Origin of the sequence: Legionella nautarum, assembly GCF_001467895.1 — a bacterium.
GTDB lineage: Bacteria > Pseudomonadota > Gammaproteobacteria > Legionellales > Legionellaceae > Tatlockia > Tatlockia nautarum.
Genome location: NZ_LNYO01000001.1, coordinates 141,286 through 163,882, shown reverse-complemented (window position 1 = coordinate 163,882; position 22,597 = coordinate 141,286). Strand labels below are relative to the sequence as shown.

The window sequence follows — 22,597 nt, the reverse complement described above, 5'->3', positions numbered from 1 at the left end:
TCGACTGTATATATGATAAGAAAAAATTATTAAAGAAATATGATGTATAACTTAAGGAATTATTAAGAAACTAACTTATTGATAAATATAGATTTTTTAAAATTAAAAAAGGAAAGGGAAAGGATTCCAAGTTGATTTTTTTTTGAACAAATATTAAACTATCTAATTTTGTGCAGGAGATTGACATGACGTATTACCGAGTGGAGCGGATTAGGGACAATTTTGAATATCCTGCGGCGGAAGATCTTAGTTCGATTTCCTACATTGATATTTCTGCAAACCAATTAGGCGAATTACAAAGATCAAAATTTGAACATCTATGTGCTTGTTTTACTAACCCCTTGGACACCCTTGATTTAGGCTCTAATGAATTAGGTCAAGCTAAGCTTGAAGATTTTGCCTTGGATTGTTTACCAAAGGTTCGAAATTTAGGTTTGTCTGGTAATGAATTGTCCAAGAGTTCAGCTGTTAAAGTCGCGAAGTTTTTGCAAACAATTCCGCCTGAAGTGGAGTCAGTGGATTTAAGTGTTAATCAATTCAATAATTACTCTGCAGAAGAACTAATCGCCATTCTATCTGCCTTACCTAAAACGCTGACCAAGCTCAATCTAAGTGCCAATAATTTTGCGAATATGGATACAGAGGGGTTAATTGATTTTTTAAGTAGGATCCCTGGGCATATTGTTGAGTTGGATTTATGTTGGAATAATTTTGAGCGAAAAACGCCCAATGAACAGCTTAGAATTTTATCTGCCGTGCCCGCTACCGTTAGGGCTTTAAAAGTAAATATTAAAATAACAGAACAGGTTGAGGGTTTTCATTTTCTTTCCTGCCTAACAGCAAAATTACAAGCAAGGCTAACTTTGCTGGTTATTGATTGGCCTAATTTGAGGGAGCGATCAGTAAAGCAAGTTAGAGAAATGCTAAATCCAGTAGCTTCTCAGGTAGAACTTAGTTTTAATAGTCGTGATTTGGGTACTGCAAGACAAGCACAGTTAGAAAAACTAGCGGAGAGTTTGCCAGATTCTGTTGAAACTTTTTATCTTGATGGTAATGAACGCATTGAGTTATCTCGAATTTGGGCTGAGCTACTTTCGCAAAAAATGAGAGAGCTGATAAGTAAAGAAGGTGTTCAGAGTATTAATTTTGAATCTATTGTTTTACCGAAAGTCATTGATAGTCCTTTACTGAAAAAGCTAATTGAACATTATGAAAAAGAAAAAGAAGGCTTATCTTTACTGATTTGTGGATTACTGCTGCAAGCTAAAATTAGAGCGGTTGAATTTGAAAATAATGAGCCTGAAGCGATTGAGAAAAGAACACAGGATGCTTTGTCTTTTTATTTTAAGGCTGGCACTGTGGATCCGAGCCTCAGGCAGATTATTGAGTTTCTTGTGTGGGAACTTAAAGTGACAACCGATTTTTCTTCAGTGAAAGAAAGAATAACCCAAGCTCATTGGGCTCCTCCGGAAAGTTATTTTCCTAGTCATAGTTTTTTTGCACAAGAAGAATCTGCACCAATGGTTTCCTCTATTGACCGTGATTGCTTTAGATTCGGTATAAATGGATAATGTTGGCGGGGTGAACGCCCTCATAGTAATACCCGTTACGCCAATCCTAGGCTGAGCAATTCCCCACGAACCGTCCTCATTGGTTAGGTATTTTGATTTTATTGCAGATTTTGATAAATTCATTGAATCAGATAATAGATGCATGAGATGGAAGTGTCCACAGCATATCTAGAAAACAAAATCTGTTTGCCAGAACAAGATATTCTAGCAAACCTCCCCTGTGGTCTTGTCGTGCTTAATGCCCAAGGATTTATTCTTTGGCTAAATAACGCTGCTGAAATTTTGCTAGGGAAAGGTTTAAAGGGTTTGGCCTGGCGGGAAGTAATTCAAACCGTTTTTGCACCGCGCGAAGATGATGGCCATGAAGTATCCCTAGTGGATGGGCGTCGAGTGCATGTCGCTCTTTCTTCTTTAAATAGTTTGCCAGGACAATTAGTGACGCTGACTGATTTAACAGCGACTCGCGCTTACGAGCAAGCTAAAGCGCATAAAGGGCGCTTGGCCGCGATAGGGCGAATGACTGCTCAATTAGCGCATCAAATTAGAACGCCGCTGGCGTCGGCAATACTTTACACGGAGCATTTGGCCAATTTATCTTTTGATGATCAGCGCTACAGCGAATGGTTAACTCGATTGCAAGGTTGCCATGAGAGCATTGAAAAACAAATTCGTGATTTATTGCTGTTTGCTAAAGGTGAATCTGTCGAACCGGTTTTAACTTCTGTACAAACTTGGTGTGATCAATTAGCGGAGAGAGCGCAGCCATTGCTTCAGGCGGCATCAGCAGAATTGATTATTGATAACCCACTTAAAAATAAGTGGATCCCGTTACATAGTGAATCTTTAACGGGAGCTGTGTTAAATTTAATTATTAATGCTTTGCAAGCGCAAGCAAATTGCATTAGCCTGACTATTAAGTCAATAGAAAAAGGCTTGCAATTCATGGTTGCTGATGATGGTATAGGAATGTCAGAGGAAATCAAAGCACAGGCTTTTGCGCCTTTTTTCACAACAAAAGCCCAAGGGACAGGTTTAGGATTAGCGGTAGTTTACGCAGTGGTAAAGGCGCATGGTGGAGAGGTTTTATTAGATTCTTCATCAGGCCAGGGGAGTTGTATAACGATTAATCTACCAGAGTGATCTAAATAATCTCTAGATTTTATTAGCGAATTTAGGATAATGGTATTTTGAACAAAGGACTTGCTCATGAGCGATGTATTAATTGTTGAAGATGATCCCGTATTACGCGAAGCACTTGCAGAGACAATGAATCTTGCAGGTCATTCTTATTTGGCAGCAAAAGATGGCAAGGAAGCGCTGGCTATGCTCGAACGCCATAGCCCCGCTATTGTTTTAAGTGATATCCGCATGGATAAAATGGATGGTCAGCAATTACTTGCCGAAATACAACGCCGTAATCCAGGTGTACCAGTCATTCTAATGACTGCACACGGCTCAGTTGAAGATGCGGTAAGTGCTATGCGTCATGGCGCAGTCGATTATCTACAGAAACCCTTCAGTGCCCATGCACTCACCGAAAAAATCAATCGCTACATTAAACCTGCTTTAACTGAAGATGATAGTCAGCCTGTCGCACAAGATCCTAAAAGCCAGGCCTTACTTTCCATGGCTTTAAAAGTGGCTCAATCGGATGTTGGGGTGATGATCAGTGGCGAGAGTGGAACAGGTAAAGAAGTACTCGCCCATTTCATTCATGATCATTCGCCGCGCAAGCAGCATCCCTTTATTGCGATTAATTGTGCTGCGATTCCTGAGCAAATGTTAGAAGCCACTTTGTTTGGTTATGAGAAAGGTTCATTCACAGGTGCCTACAAATCGACGCCCGGTAAGTTTGAGCAGGCGCAGGGAGGTACTCTCTTGCTTGACGAAGTCAGTGAAATGAGTCTGAGTTTGCAAGCGAAATTATTGCGGGTATTACAAGAAAAAGAAGTCGAGCGAATCGGCGCTAACAAATTGGTGCAGCTCGATGTCCGTGTATTAGCGACCTCTAATCGAAAACTACTTGAAGAAGTAAAGGCTGGTCGTTTTCGTGAAGATTTGTATTACCGCCTCAATGTTTTTCCCTTGCATTGGCTGCCCCTTCGCGAACGAGGCCATGATATCATTCCTTTGGCAAATTATTTATTACGTCGCCATTGTCAAAATAATTATCCTTTAGTTCCTTCTTTAAGTGAGGAGGCGAAGACCGCGCTTTTAGAGTACAGTTGGCCTGGTAATGCCAGAGAATTAGATAACGTAGTGCAGCGAGCTTTAGTTCTACAAAGCAATGGGATAATTGAAGTAGCTCATCTACAACTGCCTGTGTCAGAAGCCCAAGAGGTGACAGAAGCAGAGGAAAATAATAGTAAGCCAAGTGCTAAAAATAAAAAAGATGGAATAAGTTTGCAGAATCATGAATTTGATTTAATTGAGCAAACTTTAAAAGAGCATCAAGGAAATCGTCAACAAGTTGCGGAAATATTAGGCGTCAGTGAGCGTACTTTACGCTACAAATTAGCTAAGATGCGTGAAGAGGGATATACGGTGTAACCTTAAGATGGAATGCGTGAAGAAGGGAGGCTTATGAGCGAAGTTAATGCTGTATCTCTAATGAACCAAATGCGTTTAATGTCAACACAGGCCGCAGGACCTAGTGTGGAATTAGGGACTGTCCAAGAATCCTTCGGCAATGTTTTTCAACGTGCACTGGATGGAGTGAATGAATTGCACCAATCGGCGGATGCATTAAAATCACGTTATGAAATCGGTGATGCGAACGTTGGCATTAGTGAAGTGATGGTGGCTTCGCAAAAAGCAAGTTTAGGCTTTGAAGCAGCATTGCGCGTTCGCAATAAATTAGTAGAGGTCTACCAAGACATTATGAATATGTCGATTTAATAGGGTTTACAGGAGTTTACCATGGCCTTGGCCGACAGTGCTTCAAGCGCAGCTGCAAGATTTGCTGATTTATCCATTCCCAGACAAGTAGGTTTGTTGGCAGGAATTGCTGCGAGTATCGCGATTGGGATAGCGGTTGTATTGTGGTCACGAGAGCCTAATTATTTGCCTTTATATAGCGACATTAACTCACGGGATGCGGCGGAAGTGATTGAGCTTTTGCAACGTGATCGTATCCCTTTCAAAATCGATAAAAATCTAGGCCAAATCATGGTAACTGCGGATGATATACAAAATGCGCGCATGAAATTGGCTGCCGAAGGTTTGCCGCGGGGTACTGGAGCTGGCTATGAATTGTTTGCTGGTAATAACACTTTTAATACTAGTCAATTTATGGAAAATGCGCGCTATAAGCAAGCACTAGAGACTGAGCTGGCGCGCACGATCAGCCAATTTCATGATATTAAGTCAGCGCGGGTTCATTTGGCTATTCCGAGAGAATCGGCGTTTGTGAGGGATAATCGCGAACCCAGCGCCTCTGTTTTTATTGATGTTTATTCCGGTCTCGAAATAAAAAAACAAACGATCGCTTCCATCATTAATTTAGTGGCTTCAAGTATCCCCAACCTTTCAGCTAGCCGCGTTACCGTTGTTGATCAAAATGGTCAATTGCTTAGTGAGGGCGCAGGGCAAAGCTTATTTACAGATACTGAGCGATTTATGGATTATCGCCAGACACTTGAGAAGCAATATGTGCAGAAAATTCAAGATATTTTAACCCCGCTGCTTGGTTATGGACGTGTTCGGGCGAAAGTTGCAGCCGATATTGATTTCACTTCCTTTGAGCAAACTCAAGAGAGCTACAATCCAGAACAGGCTTCCTTACGCAGCGAACAAAAAATGGAAGAAAAACGTAATTCTGGTAGTTCTGCCTCTGGAGTGCCTGGTTCTTTATCCAACACCCCGCCGGCGAATGCTGCTTTACAACAATCTAAAAATAATCAAGCGCCGCAACAACAGGGTAATAAGAACCAAGGACAGGGACCCGGTGGGGCTAATCAGCGAGGTCCTACTAATCCGCCCGCGAATTCGAATACCAATTCGGAAGATTACCGTACGCAAAGTACAAAGAATTTCGAATTGGATAAAACAATCTCTCATACCAAAAATCAGCCAGGTATGGTTAAGCGCCTAACTGTTGCAGTGTTAGTGGATGACAGACAAGTGATCGATCCCAAAACAAAGCAGAAGGTTGCTAAACCGCTCACAGAGCCTGAACTTCAACAAATTAGAATGCTGGTTGCCAATACGATTGGTATCAATACAAGTCGTGGTGATAGCCTCAATGTAGTCAATAGCCATTTTGTTAAACCCGATCCGCTTCCTGCGATACCTGATCTTCATTTTTGGCAAAAAGATTCCTTTTGGTCGATAATTAAACAGATTGCAGCTGCATTATTTGTTTTGGGTATTGTTTTTGGCTTGTTTAGACCCTTATTCAAGAATTTGGCTGGTGTCACTAAAGAAGAAAAAGAAGAAGAGAAATTAGGGGAGCTAACTTATAAAGCTCAAGATATGCTACCGCATGCCAGCGATTATGAATCACAGTTATCATTGTTGCGACAGGTTGTGGATAAAGAGCCTAAGCGAGTTGCACAAGTCGTTAAAACATGGGTAGAGCGGGGATAGATTGATGGATGGAATTGAGCGTGCGGCAATTTTGCTGTTAGGCATGGGTGAAAAAAATGCTGCTGAGGTGCTAAAACATCTCGAACCCAGACAAGTGCAGAAAGTGGGCATGGCTATCTCGACAATGAGCAGTGTTAGTAAAGCAAAAATGCAAGGGGTGCTCGGTGAGTTTTTAAACGCCATTGAAGATCAAACAAGCCTCACCGTTGATGCAGAGAATTATTTACGAACCATTCTCATCAATGCTTTAGGTGAGGAAAATGCAATTCCTTTTATCGATAGGATCTTAGTTTCTGATAAAGATAGCGGTCTAAACCGTTTGAAATGGCTGGACGCCCGCTTAATATCGGATGTGATCCGTAATGAACACCCGCAAATTATCGCAACCATTCTTATCCATTTAGACAGTGAGCAAGCTTCAGAAGTTGTGGGTTATTTTGCTCCTGAAAAACGCGCTGAAGTATTATTACGGATGTGTACAATTGATACCGTAAAACCAGAGGCTATTTCTGAACTCGGCCATGTTATTGAAAAACAATTAAGTGGTCAGAAGGTGGGAAAAATTGCTTCCGTTGGCGGTATTAAAAGTGTTGCTGATGTGATTAACTTCCTTGAAGGTTCGGTTGAATCGGAAGTGTTAGACAAAATTAATCAATGGGATGAAGAACTTTGTAATAAAATCAAAGACAAGATGTTTGTCTTTGAAAATTTGGTCGACATGGACAATCGCTCTGTCCAGACTTTATTACGCGATGTGGCAACGGAGCAATTGATGCTGGCATTGAAGGGAACAACAGAGCCTGTGAAAGAAAAAATCTTTGGCAATATGTCTAAACGCGCTTCTGATTTACTACGTGATGATTTAGAAATGCAAGGCCCGGTGAAAGTGAGCGAGGTGGAAAAAGCCCAGCGTGATATTTTAGCTATCGCGAGAAGCCTTGCTGAAGAAGGGAAAATTGCTTTGGGTACCAAGGGTGGCGATGAGATGATTTAGTGAGCCGTTCGTAGAAGAGAGATTAAACGTGGAAAATAATTTTCAACCTTTGTACGAAGAAAAAGATAAGGAAGCCTTCAATGTCTGGGATATCAAAGGCCCCGAACCCGAAGTCGCCGAGCCTATTGATCCTCAGCTAGAGATAGAAAAAGAGTGTGAGCGCTTACGTGAGGAAGCAAAACAAGCCGGTTATCAAGAGGGGCTACAACAGGCGACTGCCGATATTCAACAAATCAAGCAAGAATTAAACAATTGGATTGTACTGCTCCAGCACCCAGTAGCTCTAGTTGATAGTCAATTAAATCAAGAAATTGTACAAACCATATTATGGGTATGTGAAGCTTGTGTTGGCATCGAATTATCCATTCATCCTGAAAAAATATTCAATTTAATTGAGAAGATAAAGCAAGAGTTGCCCGCTTTGCAGGGGGATAAGCAGTTGTTCATGAATCCCGTCGATGTGGACTATTTAACTAAGGAATTAAAAGAATCACAAGATTCTGATTTAACCCAGTTTTTAATGCCTGATGCCTCTTTAGCCCAAGGCGATTTTTATTTGAAAAGTGACTATACCGAATTGGATGGGCGAGTAAAAATTCGTCTGCAAAAATTATTTAAATCCTATCTTAAAGAAGATAGCGATGATTCAGAAACTGTTTAAACTTTATGACAAACCTCTACCAATCTCAAGTATTTAAAACCCTAAAGACAATACGCTCGAAGCCAGATTCTGGCTTAGTGACTTGCGGTCGGGTTAGCCGGGCGATTGGCTTGACTTTGGAAGCGCGTGGTTTTCACCAGTCGGTCGGCGCGCGCTGTTGGGTAAAAATTAGTAAACGAGAACGAGTAGAAGCCGAGGTTGTTGGTTTTGATAATGAAAATGCCTATCTTATGTCCATAGGTCATACGCAGGGAATAGGCCCGGGAATGCTAATTATACCCAGCGGCCGCATTGCGCAAGTGGGGGTGGGCGATGCGTTACTGGGTCGAGTGTTAAATGGTGCCGGGTTTATCATCGATGAGGGTGAAACTCCAGATGTCGAACAAGATTATCCTTTGATTAGCCAACCCTTCAACCCACTTCAACGGGCAATCATTGACACGCCAATGGATGTAGGAATTAGAGCAATTAATGGATTTTTAACCGTTGGACAGGGGCAACGGATAGGCTTATTTGCTGGTTCTGGGGTAGGAAAATCAGTGCTGCTTAGTATGATGACTCGATTCACCGCAGCAGATTTGGTCGTCGTTGGCTTGATTGGTGAACGAGGGCGGGAAGTTAAAGAATTTATTGAAACCAACTTAGGTAAAGAGGGCTTAAAGCGTGCTGTGGTTGTAGCGGCTCCTGCGGATGAGAGCCCGCTCATGCGTTTGCACGGTGCTATGGTGGCAACAAGTATCGCTGAATATTTCCGCGACCAGGGAAAGCATGTGTTATTGCTCATGGATTCTTTAACTCGTTTTGCACAAGCCCAGCGCGAAATTGCGTTGTCGATTGGCGAACCGCCTGCCACAAAAGGTTACCCACCCTCTGTTTTTGCGAAACTACCTCAACTCGTTGAACGAGCGGGCAACGGGAAGCCTGGTAGTGGTTCTATCACTGCCTTTTATACGGTTCTTACTGAAGGGGATGATCAGCAAGATCCTATTGCCGATGCAGCACGAGCGATTCTTGATGGTCATATCGTCTTAAATCGAGAATTGGCGGAATCAGGACAATTTCCGGCAATTGATATTGAAGCGTCTATTAGTCGGGTTATGCCAACCATTGTTCCTGCTAGCCAAATGAAAGAGATGCTGCTATTAAAAAAATACCTTTCTCTCTATGAGAAAAATAAAGATCTGATTTTGTTAGGGGCCTACACTAAGGGAAATGATCAGCAGCTAGATAAGGCAATCGCTTACCGCGAAAAAATTAGGGAATACATTGCACAGGATATGAATGAAAAAGTAGATTTTGAAAGCAGTATTGAGAAACTTAGTCAACTGGCTAATTCGGTTGAAAAAGCTTAATTTAAGAACAAATTGATTTGTTATTGCAAAGCAAAGCGCTAAAAAACAGCTTTGTTTTGCAAATACTTTCAAGATACTTCAAAATCTAGCATTTTGAGGCGTCTTGACCTTATCTTAGGGAAAAGATCGAGGGTCCAAATTATGAGTCAACGGGTTAGTCGCTTACAGCAATTATTGATGTTAAAGGAACAAACTACACGTATGGCTGCTGAACAATTAGTACGTGCTCGAGAACAATTTATAACGGGTAAAGCACGGCACGAGCAATTGCTTGGTTATCGCGGTGATTATGTACAGCAGCTAAGTGATATTGGTGATAATGGCTGTACTGCAGGGGATGTGCGCAATCGAATTAATTTTATTGCTCAACTTGATACAGCTCTTTCGCAGATCAATCAGCAGTTAGCACAGCTTGCGAAAGAACGTTCACGATGTGAAACAATTTATTTGCAAGCAAAATCAGAACAAGATGCTGTAAAACGGCTAATAGAGCGTGTTGAACAACAAGAAAATACCAAGAAAGAACGCGCAGAACAAAAGGAGAGTGATGAGTACGCGCAAAAGCAATGGTATAGTAAAAACTCGGCTATCAATAATTCGACAAAACACGGTGACTAAATTTTTAAAACGATGCTGGATAGCTCTGGCCTTTTTGATTATTACAGCCGCTATCATTTCGAGTCTTTTTCGTGCGTTAACTCCCTGGGCTAAACAATACAAGGCGGAAGTGGAACAGCATCTGTCAACCGTGTTGGGTGAAGCGGTAACTATTAGTACCATGGAAACAGGCTGGTATTGGTTTGAACCAGTCATTAAATTAAATCAAGTCACCATCTCCGATGGCAAACAAGACAGAATCAAATTGAGTAAGTTGCTAATGGGTATTAATTTGTTCAGTTCCCTTTGGCATTGGCAGCTTCAACCCGGGGTGCTTTTCATCGACGATTTACACTTAAGTCTTCATCAAAATGAAAAAGGTTGGGAAATTGACGGTATAGATACTTATAACAGTCCCAAAATAAGCTGGGAAGCTGCTCAACCCGTACTAGCATGGATCTTAGCCCAGCAAAAAATCATCATAAAAAATCTCTCAGCGCATCTTTATATGCAAGATGGAGTTCTCATTCCTCTTAGCGATCTCAATCTTCATATTATGAATAAAGCTGGGCATTACACAATTAAAGGGCGGGGAAATCTTGCTCAAACCGCTGCGACTAATTTTCAACTCCTGGCTGAGTTGAAAATAGATCCCTATGCTTTGAATAAAACTTCGGGACAAGCCTTCTTCTCTACTCATCATTTACTCCCTGCGCAATGGCAAGGTTTTGTTGGGCAATCAGGGCTGCAATTATTAGACGGTAAGGGCGATGTTCAATTATGGGCTGATTTGATAAAAGGAAAAATTGCTAAAGTGCAGGCAAGATTACGCTTGCGCAATGTCGCTTGGACTGACAAAGAAACACAGAACAACCAACAACTAAAAATCCTGAAAGCCAATTTGGCTTGGAAACCGATACCTGAAGGTTGGGAATTAACGGGGGACCAGATTCATTTACGCCTAGGCGATATTTTTTGGCCTAAGAATAGTTTGATGCTGCGTTACCAAAAAACGAATGATACTTATTCATTGTACCTGAAAAATATCGTACTCGACTCTTTGCTATCGATAGACGTTACTTGGCCGCAAGCCTTAACTCCAGTATTAGCGATGAAGCCTCATGGCCTATTTCATGATACGCAACTGCAAATTAAGCAAGGCAAACTCGACAGCGTACTGACTAATTTTTCCAATTTAGGTTGGCCATCACAGCCTGATTATCCAGGCATTGATAATCTTTCGGGAGCCCTTCATTGGCAAGCTCAGCAAGGGATGTTGCAGTTGGCCGGCGATAAAACCGTGATTTCACAAAAAAATCAACCTTCGATGACATTATCTGTTCTGAGTGCCGCGATTAATTGGCAAACCATGAACGATGGTTTACGCATTAATCTGGATCATTTTATTATCAATCATCGTAATCTACTCCTGAATTTAAGAGGGGTGTTGGATAAAATGACTGCCAATTCTTCAGGCCAATTAAATTTAACCGGTGAATTTTCAGCAAAAAACGCGCAACGATTGCTGCCATATTTACCTTCCAAATACCTAAAACCTAAATTAAATACCTGGTTAAAACGTGATATCAAACGAATAGGCAAGATCGAAGGAAAAATTAATGTTAACGGCGCGTTAGCTGATTTTCCTTTTGACAAAAAGGCAGGGGAGTTTGCGATTAAAAGTCACTTAAGGGGGGTTGATTTAGTGTTTTCGCCAAACTGGCCGGTGACCAAAAATATTGATGCCTATTTAGAGGTTAATAAACGTACTTTAGAAGCAAATATTGTTAATGCTTATTTAAAAGATGTGAAAACGAATCAGGGATCGGTGCTGGTGACCCATTTAGGCTCGGATCGAGAAGTATTACTGGTTCATAGTAAAATGAATACTTCCGCTGAAAAAGCCTTGTCTTACATAATGAATTCGCCGCTGCAAAAAAAATTATCTGCTTTAAATAGGCTCAAAACTCGCGGTTTACTTGATTTAGATTTCAAATTAGAAGCGCCCCTTTATCCTGAAAATGACAATATTTTAGTTCTTGGTGAGCTTCAGTTTAAAAATAATAAAGTCGATGTCCATCACAACATGGACGATGTGGAGTTAGAAGAGTTGAGTGGTGATTTGCGCTTTGATCAAAGTGGTGTTTTAGGTAGCCGTCTACAAGCGCAGATTTTAAATAATCCTGTGACATTAGCCATACAATCTGTCCATCAACCTGTTCCTTATACTGAGGTCAAAATAGCAGGGGAGCCTAATATTGAGGTACTCAACAAAAAATTTAATTTACCGATTTTATCCATTATGCATGGCAGGCTAGGGATAGAGGGGCTGCTACAGTTAACCGATGATCCAAACGATTTAGATCATCTCCATGTGAGCACCTCTTTGGCTGGCCTTGGTATTGATTTACCCGCACCTTTGGGTAAAACAGTTGAGAAAAAAACACCACTTAGAGTCGATATTGATTTCAATGCACAACGGACAGTGAGACTGCGATTTAACTATGATAATCAATTGAGCAGCGATTTATGGTTTTCTCGACTAAGTGGTATATTTGCACTGCAGAAAGGGGAAATCCGTTTGGGAAGTGGGAAGGCTAAGGGAGCTAAGCCTGGGCTTCAATTAGTAGGTGCCCTATCTGATTTTGAATTAGACCAATGGCTAAAGGTCAAAGCGAAGTTAGCTGCATTAACCGGTAAAAGTACCTTAGTAGATTCATTAAATTTAATCGATCTTAAGTTGCAAAAAGCAAAAATATGGAAAGAAAACTACGATGAGTTAGCTGTCAAAGCAACAAAGTTAACTAGCGGGGATTGGTCAATTCGCTTAAATCACTCGACGCTAAAAGCTAATTTGCACTACAAACCCTCTTCAAATACCTTAACAGGGCAATTTGATAAATTGCATCTGGAAAATAAATCCACTGAGGTGAAATCAACGGAACTGCAAGCCAAATCGACTTTAAAACCCATCGATCTGCCCAACTTAAATTTACGCATAGCCTCTTTTCAATTAGGTGCCTTAGATTTAGGGGATGTCAGTTTAAAAGGGAAGGCGACTCCTGATCGTTGGCATCTTGAATCCTGTCAAATAACCTCTCCTTCCTATTTCTTGACTGCTAAAGGTGAGTGGAAGCAGGTCGGGAAAGCCAATACGACGAAGTTGCAGGCTGATTTACATATCAATGACTTAGCAACAAGTCTACAGCGTTGGAAAATCAGCCCAGCCGTTGAGGCAAAGCAGGGGGATTTACGTTTTCAGGGCGGATGGCCCGGTGCGCTGCATGATTTCTCCTTGGCAAAAATAAATGGTGATCTAGCCATAAACTTTAAAGGAGGACGTATCACCAATTTAAGTTCGGAAACAGAAGAAAAACTGGGCTTGGGTAAACTTTTGAGCATCCTTAGTTTGCAAACCATACCCCGACGTCTTAAATTAGATTTTAGTGATCTATCGAAAGGCGGCTATAGCTTTGATCATTTAGAAGGTAGTTTTAACATTACTAATGGTGTTATGACGACCCAGGATAGTTATATTGATGGCCCTGTAGCTTATGCTTCGATGAAAGGGAATTTAGATATTACTAAGCAATTGTATAATGTGGATTTAAGAATTTCGCCTCACATCACAGCAAGCTTACCGGTAGTGGCGACAATTGCAGGGGGCCCCGTGGCCGGTTTTGCAACCTGGGTAGCAAGCAAGATAATTAATCAGGGTATGCAGAAAATTAGTGGTTATTCTTATAAAATTTCAGGACCTTGGAAACAACCGATGGTCGAAGAGGTCAATATTATTAGAAAACGCCTAGCTGCAGCCTATGCAGCTCGAGCTAATCATCCTCCCTCGACTAGCCGTTCTATTCAGGCACTGGAATATCAAAACCATTGAGTGTCAAACAGACCATGCAATAAAGACCCACAAGATAAATTAATTCCGTGGTGCCTTCTTCACCAAATTGAGCTACGCTTTTTTTATAAATCCACTCGGGTAAAACGCCGCCATCAAGTAAAGAAGAAGTTAAATCATAGGCCAGGGCTTCTTCTTCGCCTAAATGAGTTGGGCGTTGGCCAGCCACCATAGTGGTAATCATTTCATCATCTAAACCCTCATTTTGACTCATCAAAATATGGGCATACAATTCATAGGAGGCATGAAATTTAGCACCCACAGTGAGAATTGAAACTTCTCTTACTGATTTAGGTAAACGGGGAGATAAGGAAAGCGATTTAACGAGCTCCCACATCGGGCCTCCAAATTTTGGATATTTTAACCAAGGAATCCAAGGTCCAATAAGAGAACCATCGACCTCGATGGCCTTAAACCCTTTAAAATGACTTTCAATTCCTTTTTTCATATCCTGATAAAGATCTTTTTGCTCAGGAGAGAGTGCTGTCGGTTTAATTAAGTTTAGACGCATCTTATTTTCCTTGTAATAGCAATTAATTTGGTAAAGTGTCAAAAAAAGTATAGGCATAAAATGAAAAATAAATGTTGGGCTAAAACAATCTCTTGAAGGGAGAGCTTCAGGACAAGCCCTTCGAGAGCCTCAGGGCAGGTCTTTGCGAGTTTCAGGGCAGGCCTTCGCGAGCCTCTGGACAAGCCTTCGCGAGCCTCAGGACAGGCTTCGAGACGCACGCCATGCGTGCTCCTCAGGCTGAACGGGATAAAATGAATACAAATACTTTAGATCGCTATCTGAGAGCTCGAACGGGGTTAGGTAAATCCCCTTAGTCTAACGGCTATGGGTCTTGGCTCATCCTCCTGCCACGTGTTGTCCAAAGCCCAACCTACGTGTCGACTCACGAATTCCTAGTAGCAAGCGTGTTGTTCAGGCGAATCATTCAGAGTATAAAGAAAAAATATATTTTCCCGATATAATGACTATCAAAACAAGAAATTAATATTTCTGCATCAAAACAAGGACTCATTGAATAGGATATTTTTTATGTGGGAGGCAGTTTTTAAGCGATATTGGCAAGTTGCCATCTTAAAAGAGAGTCCGGAGAATACCCCTTATTCATTGCTGTTGTTAATTGTTGTCTCAGTTTTATTTTTTATAATCATTGTCCTTCAATGGTATCTTGCTGATATTAAACAAGAATTTAATCCAATCGTCTCTACTTTATCGGGTCTAACCCTAGTTTTCTCTTATTTTGTCTATACCTATGTTTTGCTAAAAATTAATGGCAAAGCTGCTCGTTTGCTACAAACCTTGACAGCTCTTTTAATTAGTCACATGATAATCCATTTTTTCGCCTTCCCATTGTTGATAGTGACACCAATACTGGTGGATGCGAATCTAAATCAAGTATTAGGCTTTTTTATAGCGATTCTGTATTTAATTTTGACCATGTTGCTAACAATATGGCAATTTTTAGTGACAGTGCATATTTATAAACACGCTTTGGATGTGGATTATTTAAGCGCTGTATTAGGAAGTTTTGGCTTATTAGCGTGTAGTATTTTGACTGTTTCATTTTGGCAATGAGAGTAAAACGAACACTCCTGGAGAACAAATGCATTTACATATTTTAGGGATTGGTGGAACCTTTATGAGTGCTTTAGCTATATTAGCGCGAGAAGCTGGTTTTAAGGTGACTGGTTGTGATGCGAATTGCTATCCCCCGGTGAGTGATTTATTGCAAGCCAAGCAGGTTGAATGGACTGAAGGTTATGAAGATAGCAGTCAAGCCTTAAAAGCAGATTGTGTGATTGTAGGAAATGCGATCAAACGTGGTATGCCTGTTCTCGAAGCCGTACTTAATGCAGGAAAAAATTATATTTCTGGCCCGCAATGGTTAGCCGAAAATATACTAACTCGTTATCGCGTTTTAGCCGTTTCAGGAACCCATGGCAAAACAACAACTACTTCGATGCTTGCTTTTATCCTACAACAAGCAGGTAAGCAACCTGGTTTCCTTATTGGTGGAGTAGCACCAAATTTTAATACCAGTGCTTATTTAGGGCAGGGCGATTGGTTTGTTATTGAAGCCGATGAGTATGATTCTGCTTTTTTTGATAAGCGCCCCAAACTTATGCATTATCGACCTGAGGTTGCTATTTTGAATAATTTGGAATTTGATCATGCGGATATTTATAGCGATCTTCCGTCTATCCAGCAGCAATTCCATTATTATTTAAAAACGATTCCTAACAAAGGCGTTGTAATTAAACCACGCGATGATGCAGCGCTGAACGAAGTACTAAAGCGCGGAGTATTTTCAGAGGTGGAAGATCTTGCTTTTCAAGGTGAAGCGGTTTGGCGCGCTGAATTACTCAATGACAGTGGTCAATCTTTTCGTATCTGGCATAAAGGAGAAGCAGTTGCTGAGGTGAATTGGCCGCTAATTGGGCAATTTAATATTGAAAACGGATTGGCAGCCCTCGCAGCGAGCTCACATGCTGGTGTGGATATAAAGGTCGCAGCACAAGCCTTAGAAGATTTCCAACCCGTTAAAAGACGTTTAGAGGTTAAATCAGATCGACATGGTGTGACTATTTATGATGATTTTGCCCATCATCCAACAGCGATAACAAAAACGATTGCTGCATTGAAACATAGTGGTCGACATAAACGTATATTTGCCGTGTTAGAATTTGCTTCTTACACCATGAAAACAGGCGTTCATGCCGAGGCAATGGCCGGTGCCTTAGCACCTGTTGATGGGGCTTATGTATTAGAACCCCAATTTGATTTGCAAAAAGTAGCCAAAGGTTGGACTTGCCCCCATGAAATATTTCCAAATACTGCTGGCATTGTTGACGCTATTGTAGATAAGGTTCAGCCTGGTGATGCGGTATTGATTATGTCAAATCGTGGTTTTGATAATATTCATTCACAGTTAACTGCGCGTGTAGATGCGCGCTTTGCTGGGTAGGGTAAAGCTACAAGGTCTACAATCTGGTGAATCCCCGCGACTAACTTTATCCTCACGTCCCGCGACTTGTTCGGCGTTGTTGTAAACTCTACTGTCGTCCCTACCTACCGCGGAGAAGACGCGGTAAGTAGGCATGAAAACTACTCCCCATCCCTAACTCTTCTCAGTGAAATTTATTGCAAATTCTTCAACAGGTTGTTATAAAAATAAAAAGGTTACTCAGAATATGTTGTTAGGGATAGCAGTTTTATAGGGGAGAAGGAACCGTGCTTGAGTTTGCCGAATTGCAAGAGAGTGCAAAAATTTTCCCAAAAAAACTGGCGAAGGCGTACGCAAAGCAGCATTCGTTTGGGTGTTTTTTCACTGCTTGTTTCCCCGCGACTATCCCCACTCGCGTTCTCACTGATGCTCAATTGATTAAGAAAGTTGCAGAAGGACTTGAGTATTATACAGACGCAAGTATAGCAACAAAAAAATTAGTCTTGATCGGAATCCATATCTACCTTTGGCATCAATATGACAGCAGTTTGCAGTGGCTTTTGAACAAACCATTATTAACTCTATTTCAGGAACAGCTAGGTGTTAGATCGCTATCCAATATAGATCAAACTCTTTATAAGAGCAGCTTAGAGGAGCTAAGTGATTTTTCTTATTGGGTATTTCGCAATCGAAGATTTCGTATATTACAAGCATTATATGAAGCCTTTCCTGCTGAAATGCAAGGAAAAATTTACACGCAACGACGTCATCCTCCCTCCGAATATTCATCCTGGACGAGTGGTTTGCCAGATTTGAGGAGCGAAACGAACATGAAAAAGATTTTTTAAGGAGAGTAAGGGTGTATAAGACGCCGTATTATAAAGAGATTCAGGAAGAAACCAATGAATTGCGTGTCAATTTTACCAATCATGCAGGCTTATATAATTTTCCAGGCACGCAAGAAATTCTGATGAAGATTGAGCAAATTGAGACAGTTTACACGGAAAAAGCCAAAGAGCAAGGAAAAGAAGCGGCTAGTCTGCGTTTAGATCAAATTTCTTTTATTAAAGCTATAACTAACGATCTAAAGAAAGATTTAAAATCGGAGAATGAAGAAGTACGTCTTGAGGCCGAACGAGTTCTTTTAGGAGTGGTTATACACCGTTATTTGCGTCTTATTGACTCCTATAAGCCTAAGCTAGAGGCAAGTTTAGGAAGCGCCTTAACTTTTTTTACTAGTAAAGTTGCTTATAAAGATGTATCTAGCTGTGAGTTATATAATACTTTGCATGAACTTTTTGGGTTTGCAAACCTGGATCCTTATACCATTCTTTTTTGTAGCAAAGCGCTACAAAACTACTTAAAGTTAGATAAATGTAAGGACAGGTATGCTTATATCAACAAGGATCCCTATTTTTTTGGAAAGCTTAATGACATTATTAAGGATGCTAAAGTAAATACAAGCTTCGCTAAAGTTCCGATAAAAAAACAGCTTGCTTATATTTCTTACATAGAGTCAATGGGGGTTAGCTTAAGTGTAACTGATAAAAAAGTGGCTAGATTGATAGAACAGTTGTCCGTATTAATAATGAATAGGCTGGAAATATTAGAGGAGGTAGGGTATATCGATCGTGAAAAATTATTTGAAGATTTAGATAAATTAAAACCCACTCCCGCTATTCGAGATATTTTTGAAGATTTCGTACCTAATTTGGCCATAACAAAAAACGGCCAGATGCAAACGCCAGATAATGAAGGTCAATGGAAGGAAGATGGAGAGTTTAAAAAGGTACTGACAACCTGTCTTGCGGTACACAGTAAAAACATCTTGCTTGGTGCGTATTTACTCTGTTTGAGCCAATGCAATGAAGAGGATACACCTCATTTACGCGCTGCCCTATGCTCTGCTATTAGTATCAACGATTCAAATCCACTCAATAAAGAAAAAGAAGAAGACAAGGCGCTTATTATTAAAACACTGGATCATCTTAGAGGATTTATGAGAAGAGGGGTAACGGACAAAGTTAAATTCGCTGTGTGGGGTGATGAAAATCAAATGATGCGCGTACTTACCCAGCTCAAAGGGTCTTATGAGCATGAGCCTAAGTCTTTGGTAATGTAATGCCTGCAGGGTTGTCATCCCTGTGATTTTATTAGCTTCACAGGGATGAGTAAGGTTACAGTATGACACAATCGTTAGGATACATCGGTCGCTGAGTATCTAGAGTCTAGGTTACTTCTGGGTTTTCTCCTGCTTAGCCCTATTAAACTGCAACCGTCCATCCTTCCAAACCACTTCAATATTATCACCTGATTGAAATTGCCCCGTTAATAGGGCTTGCGCGAGAGGATTTTCAAGTTTCTGTTGGATTGTTCTTTTTAATGGCCTTGCGCCATAAACGGGATCAAATCCGGCTTCAGCGAGATGTTCTAATGCATTATGGCTGAGCTCTAATTCAATATTTTGTTGATGCAAGCGCTTCTGTAGATGCCCGATCTGAATCGCTGCAATACTGGCAATTTGCTCTTTTGCCAAGGGATGAAAAACCACCGTGTCATCGATGCGGTTAATAAATTCAGGGCGGAAATGCTGACCGACGACTTCCAAAACAGCCGCTTTAATTTGTTCGTAATTTAATTTAGCTGCCATATCTTGAATGAGATGAGAACCTAAATTCGAAGTCATGACAATCACCGTATTACGAAAATCAACGGTTCTTCCCTGTCCATCCGTCAAGCGACCATCATCTAGCACTTGCAAGAGGACATTAAAGATATCGCTATGCGCTTTTTCAACCTCATCAAGCAAAATAACGGAATAAGGTCGGCGGCGCACGGCTTCTGTCAGATAGCCTCCTTCTTCATAGCCGACATAGCCCGGGGGAGCACCTATTAAGCGGGCTACAGAATGTTTTTCCATGAACTCAGACATATCAATACGGATCATCGCTTCTTCAGTATCAAAGAGGAAAGCGGCTAGTGCTTTACAGAGTTCTGTTTTACCAACTCCAGTGGGTCCTAAGAAGAGAAAAGAGCCAATAGGACGATTGGGATCAGATAACCCTGCCCGTGAACGGCGAATTGCATTAGCTACCGCATCGACTGCCTCATCTTGGCCAATCAGCCGTTTATGCAAAGCCTCTTCCATATGTAAGAGCTTTTCTTTCTCGCCCTCCAGCATTTTGGCGACGGGAATGCCTGTCCATTTAGAAACTACTTCGGCAATTTCTTCTTCGGTGACCTTATTACGGACGAGTTTGCTTTCCGTATTTTCTGCCTTTTCGCTGGCAAGCACTTGGGCTAATTGCTTTTCAAGTTCGGGAATACGGCCATATTGCAATTCTGACATACGAGTTAAATCACCTGCACGTCGCGCTGTTTCCAGTTCAATTTTGGCTTGCTCTAAAGATTCTTTAATTTGATTTGCACCTTGTAAAGTCGCTTTTTCTGCCTTCCATACTTCTTCCAGATCAGCATAATTTTTTTCAAGCTCATCAATGCTTTTTTGTAAATCACTTAAACGCTTTTTCGACGCTTCGTCATGTTCTTTTTTTAAGGCTTCACGCTCAATTTTTAGTTGAATTAGACGCCTTTCGAGCTTATCCATGGCTTCGGGTTTGGAGTCAATTTCCATACGAATTTTACTCGCTGCCTCATCGATTAAATCGATCGCCTTATCCGGTAATTGACGATCAGCAATATAACGGTGCGAAAGAGTGGCAGCGGCAACTAATGCGGGGTCGGTGATATCCACCCCATGATGGACTTCATAGCGTTCTTGTAGACCGCGTAAGATAGCAATCGTGTCTTCTACATTCGGTTCCTTGACCAATACTTTCTGGAAACGGCGCTCCAAAGCGGCATCTTTCTCGATATATTGTCGGTACTCATCCAGAGTTGTTGCGCCGATGCAATGGAGTTCGCCTCGTGCGAGAGCAGGTTTTAACATATTGCCTGCATCCATTGCTCCTTCGGCTTTTCCAGCGCCGACCATAGTGTGTAATTCGTCAATAAATAAAATAATTTGTCCTTCTTGCTTGGCTAAATCATTTAGCACGGCTTTTAAACGCTCCTCAAATTCACCGCGGAATTTAGCGCCGGCGATGAGCGCTCCTAAGTCCAATGAGAGTAAGCGCTTATCTTTTAAGCCCTCGGGCACTTCACCATTAACAATGCGCTGTGCTAAACCTTCCACGATTGCGGTTTTACCCACACCTGGCTCACCGATAAGAACGGGGTTATTTTTGGTACGACGTTGTAAGACTTGGATGGTGCGACGTATTTCATCATCACGGCCAATGACGGGATCAAGTTTTCCTTGTTCCGCACGTTCTGTTAAATCGAGGGTATATTTTTCTAAAGCCTGTCTTTGTTCTTCGGCGTTAGGATCATTGACTGTCTCTCCACCGCGAATTTCATCAATCGCTTTTTCAATAGCCTGTTTGTTAGCACCGGCCTGCTTAAGCAATTTGCCAAGGCTTCCTTCTTCACTAACGGCAGCTAAAATAAAAATCTCGCTGGAGATGTAGCTGTCTTTACGCTGCTGGGAGAGTTTGTCAGTCAAGTTTAACAGACGATTGAGGCCATTGGAGATGTGAATATCACCGCCTGTACCTTCAACTTTTGGTAGTCTATCTAAAGCTTGATCAATTAAATTGCGTAACTGAGATAAATTCACTCCTGCTTTGGTTAATAGAGGTCGACTGCTACCTCCCTGTTGATCAAGCAGCGCTTTCATCAGATGTTCTGGCTCAATAAACCCATTGTCCCGGCCTAAGGCCAAAGATTGGGCATCTGCTAGAGCCATTTGAAATTTTGAGGTGAGTTTATCAGTTCGCATAGAGACCCTCTCTTAGAGTTGAAATAAAACGACCGGTGTTAATATAATTCATTTATTATACCGAATTGCTTAATACCGTTTAAATTAAACCTTATCTGCCGTAAAATGTGGGCTCATTTTGCAAAATCAAGTAGTTACAACAATGAATAATAGCCCTGCAGGTGAAAACCCTGATTCACAAACTTTGTTAAATCAAATTGTTATCGAATACATGCGCGAGCAAAAGCGGAAAAGACGATGGCGCTGGTTCATGCGTGCTGTCTTTCTTTTATTGATTCTTCTTATTGCTTATCACTTATTTTCTATGACTGATGACGAAAAAGGGATACGGTCCAAGCCCCATGTTGGTCTAATCGATATTAAAGGGGGTATTTTTGATAGTCAAACTGCTAGTGCTGAAAATTTTGTGAAAGGTTTGGATGATGCTTATGAGCATTCAAACCTGAAGGCGATTGTTTTAAGAATCAATAGTCCGGGCGGCAGTCCAGTGCAGGCTGATTATATGTATAACTCGCTGCAATATTATCGTAAGAAACACCCTGATATCAAAGTTTATGCGGTCTGCGCAGATATGTGCGCTTCTGCTGCTTATTATATTGCCGCTGCCGCAGATGAAATTTATGCCAATCCATCCAGTATGGTTGGTTCTATAGGTGTTTTGTACAATGGATTCGGTTTTGTTGACACGCTGCAAAAATTTGGTGTAGCAAGACGTTTGCAAACCGCTGGAGTTAATAAAGGATTTCTAGATCCTTTTTCACCTGTATCTCCAGAGCAGACCAAACTCTTACAAACTATGCTCGATGATATTCATAATGTATTTATCGCTAGAGTCAAAGAGGGTAGAGGTAATCGACTTAAAGTGGATGACTCGACTTTTTCAGGACTTTTTTGGACGGGTCAACAAGCTAAAGAACGTGGTTTAATTGATGGGTTTGCCAGCAGCGGTCAGGTTGCTCGGGAGATTGTGAAGATTGACCAGATTGTCGATTATACTTATAAACAAAATGTATTTGAGCGAGTCGCTAAAAATATTGGCACCGCTATTATGGAGCAATTTCCTATCTCCTTGGGATTACAGCAGGGGCTAAGGGCTTAGGTTGGATTTTGCTAACCGCTACCTTAAAACTGTTCAGG

17 protein-coding genes are annotated in these 22,597 nt (G+C 41.2%); 15 read left to right on the top strand and 2 right to left on the bottom strand.

Annotated elements, in window-relative coordinates; genetic code table 11:
• Window positions 1-185 precede the first annotated feature (185 nt).
• The 10 genes from Lnau_RS00705 to Lnau_RS00660 all read left to right on the top strand — a co-directional run bounded on the left by Lnau_RS00705 (window position 186) and on the right by Lnau_RS00660 (window position 13,651).
• Complete coding sequence (locus tag Lnau_RS00705) at window positions 186-1,571, top strand: leucine-rich repeat domain-containing protein (protein ID WP_058503229.1); 1,386 nt, start codon at window positions 186-188, stop codon at window positions 1,569-1,571.
• A 147-nt stretch (window positions 1,572-1,718) separates the two neighbouring features.
• Window positions 1,719-2,711 carry a sensor histidine kinase gene (locus Lnau_RS00700; protein WP_274520239.1) on the top strand — a complete coding sequence of 331 codons (993 nt, stop codon included), beginning with the start codon at window positions 1,719-1,721 and terminating at the stop codon, window positions 2,709-2,711.
• Window positions 2,712-2,777: 66 nt separating this feature from the next.
• Complete coding sequence (locus Lnau_RS00695; RefSeq protein ID WP_058503227.1) at window positions 2,778-4,121, top strand: sigma-54-dependent transcriptional regulator; 1,344 nt, start codon at window positions 2,778-2,780, stop codon at window positions 4,119-4,121.
• A 33-nt stretch (window positions 4,122-4,154) separates the two neighbouring features.
• Window positions 4,155-4,469 carry a flagellar hook-basal body complex protein FliE gene (gene fliE, locus Lnau_RS00690; RefSeq protein WP_058503226.1) on the top strand — a complete coding sequence of 105 codons (315 nt, stop codon included), beginning with the start codon at window positions 4,155-4,157 and terminating at the stop codon, window positions 4,467-4,469.
• A gap of 21 nt (window positions 4,470-4,490) precedes the next feature.
• Entirely contained in the window at window positions 4,491-6,158 is a 1,668-nt protein-coding gene (gene fliF, locus Lnau_RS00685; RefSeq protein WP_058503225.1) for a flagellar basal-body MS-ring/collar protein FliF, read from the top strand.
• 4 nt (window positions 6,159-6,162) lie between these two features.
• Entirely contained in the window at window positions 6,163-7,152 is a 990-nt protein-coding gene (fliG, locus tag Lnau_RS00680) for a flagellar motor switch protein FliG (RefSeq protein WP_058503224.1), read from the top strand.
• A gap of 28 nt (window positions 7,153-7,180) precedes the next feature.
• Window positions 7,181-7,813: a FliH/SctL family protein gene (locus Lnau_RS00675; protein ID WP_058503223.1), complete on the top strand. Its 633-nt coding sequence runs from the start codon at window positions 7,181-7,183 to the stop codon at window positions 7,811-7,813.
• A gap of 5 nt (window positions 7,814-7,818) precedes the next feature.
• Window positions 7,819-9,165, top strand: a complete 1,347-nt coding sequence (gene fliI / locus Lnau_RS00670) for a flagellar protein export ATPase FliI (RefSeq protein WP_058503222.1) — start codon at window positions 7,819-7,821, stop codon at window positions 9,163-9,165.
• A gap of 141 nt (window positions 9,166-9,306) precedes the next feature.
• Entirely contained in the window at window positions 9,307-9,783 is a 477-nt protein-coding gene (gene fliJ, locus Lnau_RS00665) for a flagellar export protein FliJ (protein WP_058503221.1), read from the top strand.
• Entirely contained in the window at window positions 9,713-13,651 is a 3,939-nt protein-coding gene (locus Lnau_RS00660) for a YhdP family protein (protein ID WP_083503735.1), read from the top strand. The genes fliJ and Lnau_RS00660 overlap by 71 nt, the downstream gene beginning before the upstream one ends.
• Here Lnau_RS00660 and Lnau_RS00655 read toward each other — a convergent pair.
• On the bottom strand, window positions 13,620-14,180 hold the full coding sequence (locus Lnau_RS00655) for a carboxymuconolactone decarboxylase family protein (RefSeq protein WP_058503219.1): 561 nt from the start codon (window positions 14,178-14,180) through the stop codon (window positions 13,620-13,622). The two genes, Lnau_RS00660 and Lnau_RS00655, sit on opposite strands and share 32 nt — an antisense overlap.
• 528 nt (window positions 14,181-14,708) lie before the next feature.
• Between Lnau_RS00655 and Lnau_RS00645 the strand changes: the two genes are divergently transcribed.
• From Lnau_RS00645 to Lnau_RS00630, 4 genes are all read left to right on the top strand, one after another.
• Window positions 14,709-15,251 (top strand): hypothetical protein, encoded by a 543-nt coding sequence (locus tag Lnau_RS00645; RefSeq protein WP_058503217.1) that lies wholly within the window; start codon window positions 14,709-14,711, stop codon window positions 15,249-15,251.
• Between the two features lie 28 nt (window positions 15,252-15,279).
• Window positions 15,280-16,641, top strand: coding sequence for a UDP-N-acetylmuramate:L-alanyl-gamma-D-glutamyl-meso-diaminopimelate ligase (gene mpl, locus Lnau_RS00640; protein WP_058503216.1), 1,362 nt, complete (start codon window positions 15,280-15,282; stop codon window positions 16,639-16,641).
• Window positions 16,642-16,907: 266 nt separating this feature from the next.
• Window positions 16,908-17,468, top strand: a complete 561-nt coding sequence (locus Lnau_RS00635) for a hypothetical protein (protein WP_058503215.1) — start codon at window positions 16,908-16,910, stop codon at window positions 17,466-17,468.
• A gap of 11 nt (window positions 17,469-17,479) precedes the next feature.
• Window positions 17,480-18,742: a hypothetical protein gene (locus Lnau_RS00630; protein ID WP_058503214.1), complete on the top strand. Its 1,263-nt coding sequence runs from the start codon at window positions 17,480-17,482 to the stop codon at window positions 18,740-18,742.
• Window positions 18,743-18,853: 111 nt separating this feature from the next.
• Here the strand turns inward: Lnau_RS00630 and clpB are convergent, their stop codons facing one another.
• On the bottom strand, window positions 18,854-21,460 hold the full coding sequence (gene clpB / locus Lnau_RS00625) for an ATP-dependent chaperone ClpB (protein ID WP_058503213.1): 2,607 nt from the start codon (window positions 21,458-21,460) through the stop codon (window positions 18,854-18,856).
• 142 nt (window positions 21,461-21,602) lie between these two features.
• On the opposite strand from clpB, the gene Lnau_RS00620 reads away from it, so the two are divergent.
• Window positions 21,603-22,559: a S49 family peptidase gene (locus tag Lnau_RS00620; protein WP_058503212.1), complete on the top strand. Its 957-nt coding sequence runs from the start codon at window positions 21,603-21,605 to the stop codon at window positions 22,557-22,559.
• The last annotated feature ends 38 nt before the right edge of the window (window positions 22,560-22,597 follow it).

What these genes read in the sequence shown, in the direction of transcription:
- Lnau_RS00705 (WP_058503229.1), top strand. Translation starts at nt 186, where the DNA reads ATGACGTATTACCGAGTGGAGCGGATTAGGGACAATTTTGAATATCCT.
- Lnau_RS00700 (WP_274520239.1), top strand. Translation starts at nt 1,719, where the DNA reads ATGGAAGTGTCCACAGCATATCTAGAAAACAAAATCTGTTTGCCAGAA.
- Lnau_RS00695 (WP_058503227.1), top strand. Translation starts at nt 2,778, where the DNA reads ATGAGCGATGTATTAATTGTTGAAGATGATCCCGTATTACGCGAAGCA.
- fliE (WP_058503226.1), top strand. Translation starts at nt 4,155, where the DNA reads ATGAGCGAAGTTAATGCTGTATCTCTAATGAACCAAATGCGTTTAATG.
- fliF (WP_058503225.1), top strand. Translation starts at nt 4,491, where the DNA reads ATGGCCTTGGCCGACAGTGCTTCAAGCGCAGCTGCAAGATTTGCTGAT.
- fliG (WP_058503224.1), top strand. Translation starts at nt 6,163, where the DNA reads ATGGATGGAATTGAGCGTGCGGCAATTTTGCTGTTAGGCATGGGTGAA.
- fliI (WP_058503222.1), top strand. Translation starts at nt 7,819, where the DNA reads ATGACAAACCTCTACCAATCTCAAGTATTTAAAACCCTAAAGACAATA.
- fliJ (WP_058503221.1), top strand. Translation starts at nt 9,307, where the DNA reads ATGAGTCAACGGGTTAGTCGCTTACAGCAATTATTGATGTTAAAGGAA.
- Lnau_RS00660 (WP_083503735.1), top strand. Translation starts at nt 9,713, where the DNA reads ATGAGTACGCGCAAAAGCAATGGTATAGTAAAAACTCGGCTATCAATA.
- Lnau_RS00655 (WP_058503219.1), bottom strand. Translation starts at nt 14,180, where the DNA reads ATGCGTCTAAACTTAATTAAACCGACAGCACTCTCTCCTGAGCAAAAA.
- Lnau_RS00645 (WP_058503217.1), top strand. Translation starts at nt 14,709, where the DNA reads ATGTGGGAGGCAGTTTTTAAGCGATATTGGCAAGTTGCCATCTTAAAA.
- mpl (WP_058503216.1), top strand. Translation starts at nt 15,280, where the DNA reads ATGCATTTACATATTTTAGGGATTGGTGGAACCTTTATGAGTGCTTTA.
- clpB (WP_058503213.1), bottom strand. Translation starts at nt 21,460, where the DNA reads ATGCGAACTGATAAACTCACCTCAAAATTTCAAATGGCTCTAGCAGAT.
- Lnau_RS00620 (WP_058503212.1), top strand. Translation starts at nt 21,603, where the DNA reads ATGAATAATAGCCCTGCAGGTGAAAACCCTGATTCACAAACTTTGTTA.